This is a genomic window from Micromonospora haikouensis, from assembly GCF_000876225.1.
Taxonomy (GTDB): domain Bacteria; phylum Actinomycetota; class Actinomycetes; order Mycobacteriales; family Micromonosporaceae; genus Micromonospora; species Micromonospora haikouensis.
On sequence record NZ_JXSX01000003.1, the window covers coordinates 521,981 to 535,188 of the forward strand.

The following is a 13,208-nucleotide window of genomic DNA, read 5'->3' on the forward strand; positions in this document are numbered from 1 at the left end:
CGGTGACCAGCCCAGACCCCGGACGGCCGGGCAGCCGCGCGACCCGACGCCGGCCCCGTGCGCTCACCGTCGCCGCGCTGCTGTCGGTGGCGGCGGTGCTGGTCGCGGCCGGCTGGGTCGGCCGCCACGACCGGCCGGTGGGCGACCGCACGGTGGGCGAGGTGACCCGGGTCGGGGTGCTGCCCGGCGGGTCGATCCCCGACTACCTGCGCGCCGCCGCCGCCGAGCTCACGGCCCTGCCGGCGGGTGGGTCGCCGGCGGGCACGTACGCGCTGGTGTCGTTCGCGGACTACCTCGCGCCGGACCGGCTGGCCGACGCGCTCGCCGGGGTCGCGGTGGCCGAGGCGGTGGCGCGGGCGCCGCTGCCCGGCCGGCAGACCGAGATCGTCCGGCTGTCGGCCCAGCGGCTCCCGCAGGACGTGGTGGCGGGGATGGCCGGCGTGGCGGGGCGCAAGGACCGCGAGGCCGCCGACCAGCGGGCCCGGGCCGCCGCCGCCGACGACGCCGAGCTGCGCCGGGCGTACGAGACCGGGGCGCTGGTCGCGGCGGGCGAGGCGGCGGCGTACCGGGCGGGGTGCGCCTGTGCCTACGCCGCCGTCGTGCGGGCCGCGCCGGACGCGCTGCGCGCCCTGGCGGCCCGGCCCGGGGTCCGCGCCGTCGACCCGGCCCCGGAGCTGCGCCTGCTGGACCGGACGGTGGTGACCCCGCCGCTGCCCGAGCAGCGCGACGTGGCCCGCCCGCCGGCCGACGCCGGCCCGACGCCGCTGGTGGGCGAAACGTCGGAAGCGGCACCGACGGCGACGGGTTCCTCACCGAAAGTCGACCGGGTCGTCCCCGCCGCGACCCCGTCCGGCGTCGCGACCTCCCCGGACGCGTCCGTGGGCAGCCGAACGGTGGTGGAGAAGTGACAAAGCCGAATCAGGATGTGCGCGGACCGGTGTGGTCCGAATAGGGTTTCGTTCGTAGCCTGTCAGGCGGAGATCGATGGCGCTGGGAGGGCGAGCCTTGGACGGCACGGAGACCAGCTGGGGTCGGCCGGCCGAACCAGCACCGCGGTGGCGGGCGCTGCTCGACCGGGCGCGGCTCGGCGGTCGCACCGCGGAGCAGGCCGAGGCCGACCGCCACGCCGAGGAGGCGCCGCGCGCGGCGCCCGAGCCGCTGCCCCGGCGCACGTCCGGCAACGGCTACGCCGGGCGGGCGGCGGCGATCGGCCCGCCGGGCGAGCAGTCGTACGCCGCGGAGCCCGGCTACCCGGCGGAGCCGGCGCGCGGCGGCTACCGGGCCGGGGCGAGCTACCGGGTGGACCCGGCCTACCGGATCGACCCGGCGTACCAGCCGGAGCCCTCGGCCTACCAGCAGCCGGAGCCGCCGGCCTACCCGGCCGATCCGCTGGGCTACCAGCCCGAGCCTTCCGGCTATCCACAGGAGTCGACCTATCCGGCCGAGCCGTCGTGGCGGTCCGGCCCCGGGCGCCTCGACCCGGAGCCGGTGCGCCGCGCCGACCCGCCGCCGCCCGCCCAGTCCCGCTACTCGCTGCTCGACGGCGGCGGCTACCGCCCCGAGCCCCCGCCGGTCGAGTCGCGCTACTCGCTGCTCGACGGCGGCGGCTACCGCCCCGAGCCCGCCTACCAGCCGCCCCCGGCCGACCCGGTCTACCAGCCGCCCGTCGTGGAGCCCGCCTACCAGCCGCCCCCGGCGGAGCCGGCGTACCGGGCCGAGGCGGCCTACCCGCCCGTCGCCGAGCCGGTCTACCAGCCGCCGCCCGGGCCGCCCGCGGTGGTCGAGCGGGGCTATCCGGCCCGCATCGAGTGGCGGGCGCAGAGCGCCGAGAGCGAGCTGGAACGCGCCGCCGGGGTGCTCCGCCGCGACCTGGGCACGCCCCGGGTGCTCGCCTTCGCCAACCCCAAGGGCGGGGTGCACAAGACCACGGCCACGGTGCTGGCCGCCGCCACCGTCGGCAGCGTGCGCGGCCGGGGCGTGCTCGCCTGGGACGACAACGAGCTGCGCGGCACCCTCGGGCTGCGCGCCGGCAGCGCCCGGCACGCCCGGACGATCCGGCACCTGATCCACGACCTCGCCCAGATCGAGATCCTGGAGGGCTCCGCCCTGCTCGGTAGCCTCGACGACTACCTGCGGCACGCCGCCGACGGCTCGTACGACGTGCTGGCCGGGGAGGAGAGCCCCCGGTTCGCCCAGCGGCTCGACCAGTTCACCGTCAAGCGGGTGCTGGAGCTGCTGCGCCGCACCCACGACGTGGTCTGCGTGGACACCGGCAACAACGTGGAGAGCCCCAACTGGCGCACGGTGATGCAGGCCGCCGACCAGCTCGTGGTGACCACCGTGCCCCGGGAGGACGCCGCGTTCAGCGCCGACTGGATGCTCGACCTGCTGCACGAGGTCGGCATGGGCGAGCTGGCCGACAACGCCGTCACCCTGATCTCCTGCCCGACGCCGGGCCGCTCGCCGTTGCAGACCGACCTGGAGCGGCACTTCGCCACCCGCACCCGGGCGGTGGCCGTGGTGCCGTACGACCCGGCGCTGGAGACCGGCTCCTCGATCGAATACCACCAGCTCCAGCCGGAGACCCGGCAGGCGTGGCTGCGCGCGGCGTCGGTGATGCTGGAGCCCTTCGCCCGCTGAGCCGGCCGCGACCACGAGCCGCCGCGGCGGCCGAGCCGGCTGCGGCGGCACCGACGCCCCGGGGACGCCCCCGGTCTGTAAGGATCATCGGGTGAGCCCGGACACCTCCGACGCCGACCGCCCCGCGCCCCGTCCCGACCCGACCGCCGGGCCGGTCCCCGGGCCGCCCGCCGCCCCGGTTCCCGACCCGATCGAAGGGCCGGTCCACGGGCCCCCGGCCGACCCGGCCCACCAGCCGCCCGCCGGTCCGCCCCAGTATCCGTTCGGCGCGCCGCCGACCGGGCCGGTCCCCGCCGGCCCGACCCCGCCCGAGCGCCGCCCGGGCCGGGTGGCCGGCGTGGCGCTGGGCGCGTCGGCCGTCCTCACCGCGCTGGGCGTCCCGCTGGGGCTGCTCTGGGCGGCCGTCGCCCCCGACACCCCGGTGGTCAAGACCGCCGAGGGGGCCGTCTACGCCCAGCCGCAGCCGGAGCAGCCGATCGCCGCCGACGGCTGGTTCAGCCTGCTCGGGCTCGGCTTCGGCGTGCTCGCCGCGCTGGCCCTGTGGGTGCTGCTGCGGCGGCGGCGCGGCCCCGTCGGGCTGCTCGCCGGGGCGGCCGGCGGCCTCGGCGCGGCCCTGGTGGCCTGGCAGGTTGGGCGGCGGGTGGGCCTGTCGACGTACGAGCGGCTGCTGGCCTCCGCGCCGGACGGGCAGGCGTTCACCAAGCCCGCCGACCTGCGCGCCGGCGGCCTGCACCGGCTGTTCGACGTGCTGCCCCTGCCGTACGGCAACCTGCTGCTGCCGGCGTTCGGCGTGGCCGTGACGTACACCCTGCTGGCCGGCTGGTCGCGCTGGCCGTCGCTGCGCCCGGAGCCCGAGCCCGACCTGTCCTGGGTCTACGCCGCCCCGCCCGCCACCGGGCCCCAGGTCAGTTCGGGGCCGGTGGACTCGCCAGCTCCGACAGCGGCACCGGAACCGCCCGCACCTGGCGCAGCAGGGTCGCCTCGCGGTTGAGCAGCCGCAGCTCGGCGCGGAGCCGGGCGGCGGTGCCGTCGACCGCGAGCAGCCGCTGCCGGTCGTCGACGGTCAGCATGGCGGTCGCGGCGACCAGGTGGGACAGCACCGTCGGGTCCTCCGGCAGCTGCTCGGAGATGTCCTCCGGGTCGGGGCGGATCAGCCCGAGATATTGCCGGAACACCGAGATCACCCGGGCCGCGAGCAGGTCGGCGGCCTCGTCGGGGCCGCCCGGCTCGGGCAGCCACTCCACCTCGGCCGTCAGGTAGGGCTCGGTGGTCTCGTCGAGCTGCGCGACGCGGAACCGCCGCCGCCCCACGGTGACGATGTCGAACCCGCCGTCGTCCAGCTCGGTCACCTGCCGCAGCTCGGCGGTGCAGCCGACCTCGTGCAGCGTGACGCCGCCGACGCCGGGGACGGGCCGCCCGGGCGTGCCGGGGGCGACCTCCCAGCCGGCCCGGATGGCCACCACGCCGAACTCCCGGGGCGCGCCCTCGGGCAGGCCCGTCAGGTGGCGCACCAGCGCCCGGTAGCGCTCCTCGAAGATGTGCAGCGGCAGCACCAGGCCGGGGAAGAGCACCGTCCCGAGGGGGAAGATCGGCAACCGTGCAGTCACGGGACCGAGCCTAGCCCGCCCGCGCCGTCCCGGCGGGGCCCGTCCCGCCCCGGAGGACCCGCCCGCCCCCGGCGGGGCCGCCCCCGGGCCCGTCGCGGCCCGCCCGGCGGCCGGCGTGGCTCGGCTCACCGTCCCGGCGTGCGGGCGGCGCGGGCCGCCGCCGGCCCGGCCGCCTAGACTCGCAGGCGTGTTGAATCGGATCGACCTGCGCGGCGGCGTCCGGGACCCCCGCCGCCTGCTGCCCCGTGCCCAGCTCGACGTCTCCGTGGCGGTCGAGCGGATCCGCCCCCTCGTGGAGGCGGTCCGCGATCATGGGTACCCGGCGATCCGCGAGGCGAGCGAGCGCTTCGACGGGGTCTCGCCGGAGCGGCTGCGGGTGCCGGCCGAGGCGATCGCCGAGGCCGAGGGGACGCTCGACCCCCAGGTCCGCGCCGCCCTGCTGGAGTCGATCAGCCGGGCCCGCAGGGTCCACGCCGACCAGCGCCGCGTCGACCACACCACCCAGGTGGTGCCCGGCGGCACCGTCACCGAGCGCTGGGTGCCCGTCGAGCGGGTCGGCCTGTACGTCCCCGGCGGCCTGGCGATGTACCCGTCGACCGTGGTGATGAACGTGGTCCCCGCCCAGGCGGCCGGCGTCCGGTCGCTCGTCGTGGCCAGCCCGCCGCAGCAGGAGAACGGCGGCCTGCCCGACGCCCGGGTCCTCGCGGCCTGCGCGCTGCTCGGCGTCGACGAGGTCTACGCCGTCGGCGGCGCCCAGGCGGTGGCGATGCTGGCCTACGGCGCGACGGTCGACCCCGACGGCGAGCAGCGCTGCGACCCCGTCGACATGATCACCGGGCCGGGCAACATCTGGGTCACCGCCGCGAAGCGGCTGCTGCGCGGCGTGGTCGGCATCGACGCCGAGGCCGGCCCCACCGAGATCGCGATCCTCGCCGACGACACCGCCGACCCGGCGCACGTCGCCGCCGACCTGATCAGCCAGGCCGAGCACGACCCCCTCGCGGCCAGCGTGCTGGTCACCTGCTCGGTCGCGCTGGCCGACGCGGTCGAGGCCGAGCTGGCCCGGCAGGTGCCGGCGACCAAGCACGCCGACCGGGTCACCACCGCCCTGACCGGCGAGCAGAGCGGCGTGGTGCTGGTCGACGACCTGGAGGATGGCCTGCGGGTGGTCGACGCGTACGCCGCCGAGCACCTGGAGATCCAGACCGAGAACGCCCGCGAGTGGGCGCTGCGGGTCCGCAACGCCGGGGCGATCTTCGTCGGCGCGTGGTCGCCGGTGTCGCTCGGCGACTACTGCGCCGGCTCCAACCACGTGCTGCCCACCGGCGGCTGCGCCCGGCACTCCTCCGGGCTGTCCGTGCAGTCCTTCCTGCGCGGCATCCACCTGGTGGAATACACCCGCGACGCGCTGCGTGAGGTGGCCCCGCACGTGGTGACCCTGGCCGGCGTCGAGGACCTGCCGGCCCACGGCCAGGCGGTCAGCGTCCGCTTCCCCGGGAGCGCCTCGTGACGACCCTCGACGAGCTGCCGATCCGCGACGACCTGCGGGGCCTGACGCCCTACGGCGCCCCGCAGCTCGACGTGCCGGTGCGGCTGAACACCAACGAGAACTCCTACCCGGTGCCCGAGGCGGTGGCCGACGCGATCGGCAAGGCCCTCGCCGCCGAGCTGCGCGACCTCAACCGCTACCCCGACCGCGACGCCGTGGCGCTGCGTGCCGACCTGGCGGCCTACCTGGGGCACGGGCTCACCGTCGAGCAGGTGTGGGCGGCCAACGGCTCCAACGAGATCCAGCAGCAGCTCCTGCAGGCGTTCGGCGGGCCGGGGCGCACGGCGCTCGGCTTCACGCCGGCGTACTCGATGCACCCGCTGCTGGCGCTCGGCGCCGGCACCCGGTGGGTGCCGGCGCAGCGCGGGGTCGACTTCGGGCTGACCGCCGACGAGGCGGTCGCCCAGGTCCGCACGCACCGCCCCGACGTGGTCTTCCTCTGCTCGCCGAACAACCCGACGGGCACGGCCCTGGACCCGGCGGTGGTCGCCGCCGTCCTCGATGCCGCGCCCGGCATGGTGGTGGTCGACGAGGCGTACGCCGAGTTCGCCCGCCCCGGCACGGTCAGCGCCCTCGCGGTGCTGCCCGGCCACCCGAGGCTGGTGGTGACCCGCACGATGAGCAAGGCGTTCGGTTTCGCCGGCGGCCGGCTGGGCTACCTCGCGGCCGACCCGGCGGTGGTGGCGGCGGTGCAGCTCGTGCGGCTGCCCTACCACCTGTCGGCGCTCACCCAGGCCGCCGCCCGCGCGGCCCTGGCGCACCGCGACGCCCTGCTGGCGACGGTCGAGGCGATCATGGGGCAGCGGGACCGGATCGTCGCCGAGCTGCGCGCCCGGGGCCTGCGGGTCGCCGACAGCGACGCCAACTTCGTCCTGTTCCAGGTGGGCGGCGACCAGGCGGTGGCCTGGCGAGCCCTGCTGGAGCAGGGGGTGCTCGTGCGCGACGTCGGGCTGCCCGGCTGGCTGCGGGTCACCGCCGGCACCCCCGCCGAGACCGACGCCTTCCTCACCGCGATGGAGAGTTTGTGATGAGCCGCACCGCCCGGGTCGAGCGGATCACCAAGGAGACCAAGGTGCTCGTCGAGATCGACCTCGACGGCACCGGCCGGGCCGAGATCGGCACCGGGGTCGGCTTCTACGACCACATGCTGCACCAGATCGCCCGGCACGGAGGCTTCGACCTGACCGTGCGCACCGTCGGCGACCTGGAGATCGACGCCCACCACACGATGGAGGACACGGCGCTCGCCCTGGGCGCCGCGTTCGACCAGGCGCTGGGCGACAAGGCCGGCATCCGGCGGTACGGCTCGGCGACCGTCCCGATGGACGAGGTCCTCGTCCGGGCCGCCGTCGACCTGTCGGGCCGCCCGTACGTGGTGCACGACGAGCCGGCGCTGGCCCCGTACATCGGGCCGGTCTACCCGACCAGCATGACCCGGCACATCTGGGAGTCCTTCGGCCAGGCGGCCCGGATCACCCTGCACGTGGACGTGCTGCGCGCGGCCCGCCCCGGCGGCCACCCCGACGCCCACCACGTGGTGGAGGCCCAGTTCAAGGCGGTCTCCCGCGCCCTGCGCGAGGCCACCGCGCTCGACCCCCGGTCGGCCGGCGCGATCCCCAGCACGAAGGGCGCGTTGTAGCCGTGGGCGGGGTGCTGCCGACCCTGCTGCTGATCCTCGCCGGGGTGCTGGTCGGCGGGGCGGTCTCGCTGCACCGCCAGGGCGCGACGCGCGGCGCGGTGGTGGTCACCGCGGTGCTCGCGGTGCTGGCCACGGCCGGCGGGGTGCTCTGGCTGCTGCCCGGGGAGGGCTGATGGGCGATCGGACGAAGCGGGTCGTGGTGCTCGACTACGGCTCGGGCAACCTGCGCTCGGCCGAGCGGGCCCTGGCGCGGGCCGGCGCCGACGTCACCGTCACCGCCGACCTGGCCGCCGCCGCGGCTGCCGACGGCCTGGTGGTGCCGGGCGTGGGCGCGTACGCCGCCTGCATGGCCGGCATCGAGGCGCTCGGCGCGGGCCCGGTCATCGCCGAGCGGGTCGCCGCCGGCCGGCCCGTGCTGGGCATCTGTGTGGGCATGCAGGTGCTCTTCGAGCACGGCGACGAACACGGCGTGGTCACCAAGGGGCTCGGGCTGCTGCCGGGCGCGGTGACCCGGCTGCCCGCCGCCCGGCTGCCGCACATGGGCTGGAACACGGTGCGGCCCCCGGCGTCGTCGGTGCTCTTCGCGGGCCTGCCCGCCGACAGCCGCTTCTACTTCGTCCACTCCTACGGGGTGGTCGACGCGGGCGCGCTGGCGGCGTCGGGCGCGGCGGTGACCACCGCCCACCACGAGGCGGACTTCGTGGCGGCGGTGGAGCGGGGCGCGCTGTCGGCCGCCCAGTTCCACCCGGAGAAGTCGGCCGACTCCGGCGCGGCGCTGCTGCGCAACTGGCTCGGCACCGTGCCCGCCGGTGGCTGAGCGGGGCCCGCGCGGCCGGGGCACCGGGCCGGGGGGCGCGGCGTGAGCAAGGAGCGGGCCCGCCGCCGGGCGGCCCGCGAGGCCCAGTTGGAGCGGGAGCGGGCCGTGCGCCGCCGCCGGGTGGCCCGCCGGGAGCGCCGCCGCGCGGTGGTACGCCGGCTGACGCCCCGCTGGCCGCGCCGCCGCGCCGGCCGGCTGGCCCGGCACTCCCGGGGCGAGCGGGCCGCGATCGTCGGTTTGACCGGCGTGGCGCTGGTCGCCATCTGGAGTTTCGTCGACGACCTGGCGCTGCGGGTGGTGCTGGTCGTGTTGTTGCTGCTGGTGCTGCCGGCGGCCGTGGTGATCGCACTGGGCCGCCGGTCCTGACGCGCACGTTATCGATCCGAGGAGAAGAGCGTTGAGCCTCACCCTGTTGCCCGCCGTGGACGTCGCCGACGGTCAGGCCGTCCGGCTCGTGCAGGGCGCCGCCGGCAGCGAGACCGCCTACGGCGACCCCCTGGAGGCGGCGCTGGCCTGGCAGCGCGACGGCGCGGAGTGGATCCACCTGGTGGACCTGGACGCCGCGTTCGGCCGGGGGTCCAACGCCGCGCTGCTGGCCGACGTGGTCGGCCGGCTGGACGTGCAGGTGGAGCTGTCCGGCGGGATCCGCGACGACGCGTCGCTGCGGGCCGCCCTGGGCACCGGCGCGGCGCGGGTCAACATCGGCACCGCCGCGCTGGAGGACCCGCAGTGGTGCGACCGGGTCTGCGGCGAGTACGGCGACCGCGTCGCCATCGGCCTGGACGTGCGCGGCCGTACCCTCTCGGCGCGGGGCTGGACCCGCGACGGCGGCGACCTGTACGAGGTGCTGGAGCGGCTCGACAAGGCGGGCGCCTCCCGGTACGTGGTGACCGACATCACCAAGGACGGCACGATGCGCGGGCCGAACCTGGACCTGCTGCGCGAGGTCTGCTCCCGCACCGACGCCCCGGTGATCGCCTCGGGTGGCGTCTCGACGCTGGACGACCTGCGCGCCCTGGCCACCCTGGAGCCGGTCGGCGTGGAGGGCGTGATCGCCGGCAAGGCGCTGTACGCGGGCGCGTTCACCGTGCGGCAGGCCCTCGACGTGCTCGCCGCCGCGTGACCGTCACCCGGTTGGGTTCGGGCGGCCCCTGGGAGGCGCTGTACGGCTACTCCCGGGTCGTCCGGGCCGGCGACCGGGCCGTCACGGCCGGCTGCACGGCGACGGTCGACGGCCGGGTGGTGCACGTGGGGGACGCCGCCGCGCAGACCGCGCAGGCGCTGCGGATCGGCCTGGCGGCCCTCGCGGAGGTCGGCGCGGGGCCCGGCGACGTGGTGCGCACCCGGATGTACGTGACGGACCGCGCGTACGCCGACGAGGTGGGTCGGGCCCACAACGCGGTGTTCGGGGCGGTCCGGCCGGCGGCGACCCTGGTCGTGGTGGCCGCCCTGCTCGACCCCGAGCACCTGGTCGAGGTGGAGCTGGAGGCGTACCTCGGCGACCGCTGACCCGGCGCGCCCCCGCCTGCCAGGGGCGCCGGGCCGGCGGTGGTGCGTCGGGCGGTGGGGGTGAGCCGGGGCACAGTGCGGCCCATTAGGTTGTGCACAACTCAATTGCGCGCTACGTTTTTCCCGTGACCGACGATCTGGTGCTGGGACGGCAGGTGTGCTTCGCGCTCTACGCCGCGTCGCGCGCCCTCACCGACGTCTACCGGCCGATCCTCGACGAGTTCGGGCTCACCTACCCGCAGTACCTGGTGCTGCTGGTGCTCTGGGAGCGCGGCGACGACGCGCCCACCGTCTCCGAGCTGGGCGCCGCCCTGCGGCTGGACTCCGGCACGCTCTCCCCGCTGCTCAAGCGGCTGGAGGCCGCCGGGGTGCTGGTCCGCTCCCGGTCGGCGGCCGACGAGCGGCGGGTCGAGGTGCGCCTCACCGACGCCGGCCGCGCGCTGCGCGAGCGGATGTGCGGGGTGCCGCTGCGGGTGGCGCTGGCCACCGGGCTCACCGAGGCCGAGCTGATCGGGCTGCGCGACACCCTCAACCGGGTCACCGAGACGATCCACCGACAGAAGGAGAAGTGATCGCCATGCAGGTCCTCTACACCGCCAACGCCCGCGCCACCGGCGACGGCCGCGACGGCCACGTCCGCACCTCCGACGGCACCTTCGAACTCGACCTCGCGATCCCGAAGGAGATGGGCGGCGCGGGCGGCGCGGCGAACCCGGAGCAGCTCTTCGCCGCCGGCTACGCCGCCTGCTTCCACTCCGCGCTGCGCCTGGTGGCGCGGCGGGCCAAGGCCGACGTGACCGGCTCGGTCGTCGACGCCGAGGTGGGCATCGGCGCCAACGGCAGTGGCGGTTTCGGCCTGGCCGTCACCCTCGTGGTGGACCTGCCGGCCGTGCCCCGGCCCGCCGCCGAGCAGCTCGTCGAGCAGGCGCACCAGGTCTGCCCCTACTCGAACGCGACCCGGGGCAACATCGAGGTCACCCTCACCGTCCGCGAGGCCCTCGCCGCCTGAGCCGTGGCGCGCGGCGCCGGCGCACCGTGTGTCGCCGCGCGCCGCGCCCCGCCTGACGCAGCCCCGACCAGCGACCGAGAGGACGACCGACACCGTGACCGTCAACCGTGAGATCCACCTCGCCTCCCGCCCCGAGGGGTGGCCGACCGCCGACAACTTCCGGCTCGTCGAGACCGAGGTGCCCACCCCGGGCCCCGGCCAGCTCGTGGTCCGCAACCAGTTCATGTCCGTCGACCCGTACATGCGGGGACGGATGAACGACGTCAAGTCGTACGTGCCGCCGTTCGCCCTCGACGCCCCGCTCGACGGCGGCGCGGTCGGCGAGGTGGTGGCCGGGGAGGGCAACGGGATCGTCCCCGGCGACACCGTCCTGCACGGCCTCGGCTGGCGGGAGTACGCGCTCCTCGACGCCAAGGGCGCCCGCAAGGTCGACCCGTCCCTGGCCCCGGTGAGCGCCTACCTGGGCGTGCTCGGCATGACCGGGCTGACCGCGTACGCCGGTTTGCTCGACGTGGCCGCCATGCGGCCGGGGGAGAGCGTCTTCGTCTCCGGCGCGGCCGGCGCGGTGGGCAGCATGGTCGGCCAGATCGCCAAGCTGAAGGGCGCCGCCCGGGTGGTCGGCAGCGCCGGCTCGCCGGCCAAGGTCGAGCGCCTGCGGGCGCTCGGCTTCGACGCCGCCTTCGACTACCACGACGGCCCCGTGGCCGACCAGCTCGCCGCCGCCGCCCCGAACGGGATCGACGTGTACTTCGACAACGTCGGCGGCGAGCACCTGGAGGCCGCGATCGGCGCGCTGCGGCTGCACGGCCGGGCCGCCGTCTGCGGCATGATCGCCCAGTACAACGCCACCGAGCCGCCGGCCGCGCCGCGCAACCTGGCGCTGCTCATCGGCAAGCGGCTCACCCTGCGCGGCTTCCTCGTCGGCGACCACGGCCACCTGCGCGACCAGTTCGTCCAGGAGGTGGCCGGCTGGCTGCGCGAGGGCAGGCTCTCGTACGACGAGACGGTCGTCGACGGCATCGACGCCGCCCCGGAGGCGTTCCTCGGCCTGCTGCGCGGCGACAACCTCGGGAAGATGCTGGTGCGCCTGTAGGCGGGCCGGGGCGATAGGCTTCGCGGCATGACGGTGGCGGTGCGGGTGATCCCGTGTCTCGACGTGGACGCCGGGCGGGTGGTCAAGGGGGTCAACTTCCTCGACCTGCGCGACGCCGGCGACCCGGTGGAGCTGGCGGCGGCGTACGACCGGGCGGGCGCGGACGAGCTGACCTTCCTGGACGTGACCGCCTCCTCCAGCGACCGGGGCACCATGCTCGACGTGGTGCGACGCACCGCCGAGTCGGTCTTCATCCCGCTCACCGTCGGCGGCGGCGTGCGGCAGGTCGCCGACGTCGACACGCTGCTGCGGGCCGGCGCCGACAAGGTCGGGGTGAACACCGCGGCCATCGCCCGCCCCGAGCTGATCGCCGAGATCGCCGACCGGTTCGGCCGGCAGGTGCTGGTGCTCTCCCTCGACGTGCGCCGGGCGCCGGCCGGCACCACCGCGAGCGGCTTCGAGGTCACCACCCACGGCGGCCGCCGGGGCACCGGGCTCGACGCCGTCGAGTGGGCGCGACGCGGTGCCGAGCTGGGCGCGGGGGAGATCCTGCTCAACTCGATGGACGCCGACGGCACGAAGGCCGGCTTCGACCTGGAGCTGATCGGCGCGGTCCGCGCCGTCGTCGACGTGCCGGTGGTGGCCAGCGGCGGCGCGGGCGAGGTGGCCCACTTCCCGCCGGCCATCGCCGCCGGGGCCGACGCGGTGCTCGCCGCCAGCGTCTTCCACTTCGGCGAGCTGACCGTCGCCGAGGTCAAGGCCGCCCTGCGCGGCTCGGGCCACCCCGTGCGCTGACCCCCGGGCCGCCCCCGCCGGTCCTCGTGCGGGGGCGCTCAGTGCCGGCCGGAGTGGCCCTCCGGCGAGCGGCGCGGGGCCGGGATCGAGCGGACGGCGTACTCCTGCACGGCGGCGGCGTGCTCGTCCTCGGGGAGGGTCCAGTCGGCGCTGCCCGGGGCGTGCCGTCGGCTCAGCACGCCCTGCACGGTGTCGACGGCCGTGGCCAGGCCGGCGCTCGGGCGGGAGCGCCAGAGCTTCTCCCCGTCGGGGGTGAGCCGGAACCAGCCGTCGGTGACGCTGACCAGGCCGGCGCCGACGAGCCGGCGGACGGCGGTCTCCACCTCCTGCCGCTCGGGGATGGCGTGGTTGAGGTGGTCGGCTGTGGAGAGCACGTCAGCGAGCCGGACGCCCTCGGGGCGCCGGGTGGATGCCGCCCTGCGGTGCCGGCCGGCACCGTTGGCGATCACCAGCGAAACGAAGATCCAGGCGTCGGTCCAGCGCCATCCGCTCTCCCCCATGCAGGAATGATGCCGTGCGCCGCCGCCGGAGGAAACACCTACTTTTCCGG

At 76.6% G+C, this 13,208-nt stretch carries 17 protein-coding genes; 15 read left to right on the forward strand and 2 right to left on the reverse strand.

What is annotated here, in order from left to right:
• The first annotated feature begins 2 nt into the window (after positions 1-2).
• The 3 genes from TK50_RS23970 (at position 3) to TK50_RS23980 (ending at position 3,631) form a co-directional block, all read left to right on the forward strand.
• Entirely contained in the window at positions 3-908 is a 906-nt protein-coding gene (locus TK50_RS23970; RefSeq protein ID WP_043967326.1) for a hypothetical protein, read from the forward strand.
• A gap of 76 nt (positions 909-984) precedes the next feature.
• Positions 985-2,640, forward strand: a complete 1,656-nt coding sequence (locus TK50_RS23975; protein WP_043967328.1) for an AAA family ATPase — start codon at positions 985-987, stop codon at positions 2,638-2,640.
• Between the two features lie 91 nt (positions 2,641-2,731).
• Positions 2,732-3,631 (forward strand): hypothetical protein, encoded by a 900-nt coding sequence (locus tag TK50_RS23980; RefSeq protein WP_043967330.1) that lies wholly within the window; start codon positions 2,732-2,734, stop codon positions 3,629-3,631.
• Here the strand turns inward: TK50_RS23980 and TK50_RS23985 are convergent.
• Positions 3,546-4,247 (reverse strand): LON peptidase substrate-binding domain-containing protein, encoded by a 702-nt coding sequence (locus TK50_RS23985; protein WP_043967332.1) that lies wholly within the window; start codon positions 4,245-4,247, stop codon positions 3,546-3,548. The genes TK50_RS23980 and TK50_RS23985 overlap by 86 nt on opposite strands.
• Positions 4,248-4,434: 187 nt before the next feature.
• Here TK50_RS23985 and hisD point away from each other — a divergent pair, with 187 nt between their 5' ends.
• The 12 genes from hisD (at position 4,435) to hisF (ending at position 12,658) form a co-directional block, all read left to right on the forward strand.
• The gene (hisD, locus tag TK50_RS23990) at positions 4,435-5,757 is read left to right on the forward strand and encodes a histidinol dehydrogenase (RefSeq protein WP_043967334.1); all 1,323 of its coding nucleotides are present in this window, start codon (positions 4,435-4,437) and stop codon (positions 5,755-5,757) included.
• Complete coding sequence (locus TK50_RS23995) at positions 5,754-6,824, forward strand: histidinol-phosphate transaminase (protein WP_043967335.1); 1,071 nt, start codon at positions 5,754-5,756, stop codon at positions 6,822-6,824. Before hisD ends, TK50_RS23995 begins: the two co-directional genes overlap by 4 nt.
• A complete protein-coding gene (gene hisB / locus TK50_RS24000; protein WP_043967336.1) occupies positions 6,824-7,435 on the forward strand; it encodes an imidazoleglycerol-phosphate dehydratase HisB in 612 nt (203 codons plus the stop codon). The genes TK50_RS23995 and hisB overlap by 1 nt, the downstream gene beginning before the upstream one ends.
• 2 nt (positions 7,436-7,437) lie before the next feature.
• Positions 7,438-7,608 carry a hypothetical protein gene (locus TK50_RS34540; RefSeq protein ID WP_176734836.1) on the forward strand — a complete coding sequence of 57 codons (171 nt, stop codon included), beginning with the start codon at positions 7,438-7,440 and terminating at the stop codon, positions 7,606-7,608.
• Positions 7,608-8,252, forward strand: coding sequence for an imidazole glycerol phosphate synthase subunit HisH (gene hisH, locus TK50_RS24005; RefSeq protein ID WP_043967337.1), 645 nt, complete (start codon positions 7,608-7,610; stop codon positions 8,250-8,252). Before TK50_RS34540 ends, hisH begins: the two co-directional genes overlap by 1 nt.
• A gap of 42 nt (positions 8,253-8,294) precedes the next feature.
• On the forward strand, positions 8,295-8,618 hold the full coding sequence (locus TK50_RS24010) for a hypothetical protein (RefSeq protein ID WP_043967338.1): 324 nt from the start codon (positions 8,295-8,297) through the stop codon (positions 8,616-8,618).
• Positions 8,619-8,649: 31 nt separating this feature from the next.
• Positions 8,650-9,375 (forward strand): bifunctional 1-(5-phosphoribosyl)-5-((5-phosphoribosylamino)methylideneamino)imidazole-4-carboxamide isomerase/phosphoribosylanthranilate isomerase PriA, encoded by a 726-nt coding sequence (priA, locus tag TK50_RS24015; protein WP_043967340.1) that lies wholly within the window; start codon positions 8,650-8,652, stop codon positions 9,373-9,375.
• Positions 9,372-9,761 (forward strand): RidA family protein, encoded by a 390-nt coding sequence (locus tag TK50_RS24020; RefSeq protein ID WP_043967342.1) that lies wholly within the window; start codon positions 9,372-9,374, stop codon positions 9,759-9,761. The genes priA and TK50_RS24020 overlap by 4 nt, the downstream gene beginning before the upstream one ends.
• Before the next feature lie 125 nt (positions 9,762-9,886).
• A complete protein-coding gene (locus TK50_RS24025; RefSeq protein ID WP_043967344.1) occupies positions 9,887-10,333 on the forward strand; it encodes a MarR family winged helix-turn-helix transcriptional regulator in 447 nt (148 codons plus the stop codon).
• Between the two features lie 5 nt (positions 10,334-10,338).
• Complete coding sequence (locus TK50_RS24030) at positions 10,339-10,770, forward strand: organic hydroperoxide resistance protein (protein WP_043969310.1); 432 nt, start codon at positions 10,339-10,341, stop codon at positions 10,768-10,770.
• Positions 10,771-10,864: 94 nt separating this feature from the next.
• Positions 10,865-11,863 carry an NADP-dependent oxidoreductase gene (locus TK50_RS24035; protein ID WP_043967346.1) on the forward strand — a complete coding sequence of 333 codons (999 nt, stop codon included), beginning with the start codon at positions 10,865-10,867 and terminating at the stop codon, positions 11,861-11,863.
• Positions 11,864-11,890: 27 nt separating this feature from the next.
• Positions 11,891-12,658, forward strand: a complete 768-nt coding sequence (gene hisF, locus TK50_RS24040; protein ID WP_043967348.1) for an imidazole glycerol phosphate synthase subunit HisF — start codon at positions 11,891-11,893, stop codon at positions 12,656-12,658.
• A gap of 38 nt (positions 12,659-12,696) precedes the next feature.
• Here hisF and TK50_RS24045 read toward each other — a convergent pair whose 3' ends face one another.
• On the reverse strand, positions 12,697-13,158 hold the full coding sequence (locus TK50_RS24045; protein WP_043967350.1) for a hypothetical protein: 462 nt from the start codon (positions 13,156-13,158) through the stop codon (positions 12,697-12,699).
• Between the last annotated feature and the right edge of the window lie 50 nt (positions 13,159-13,208).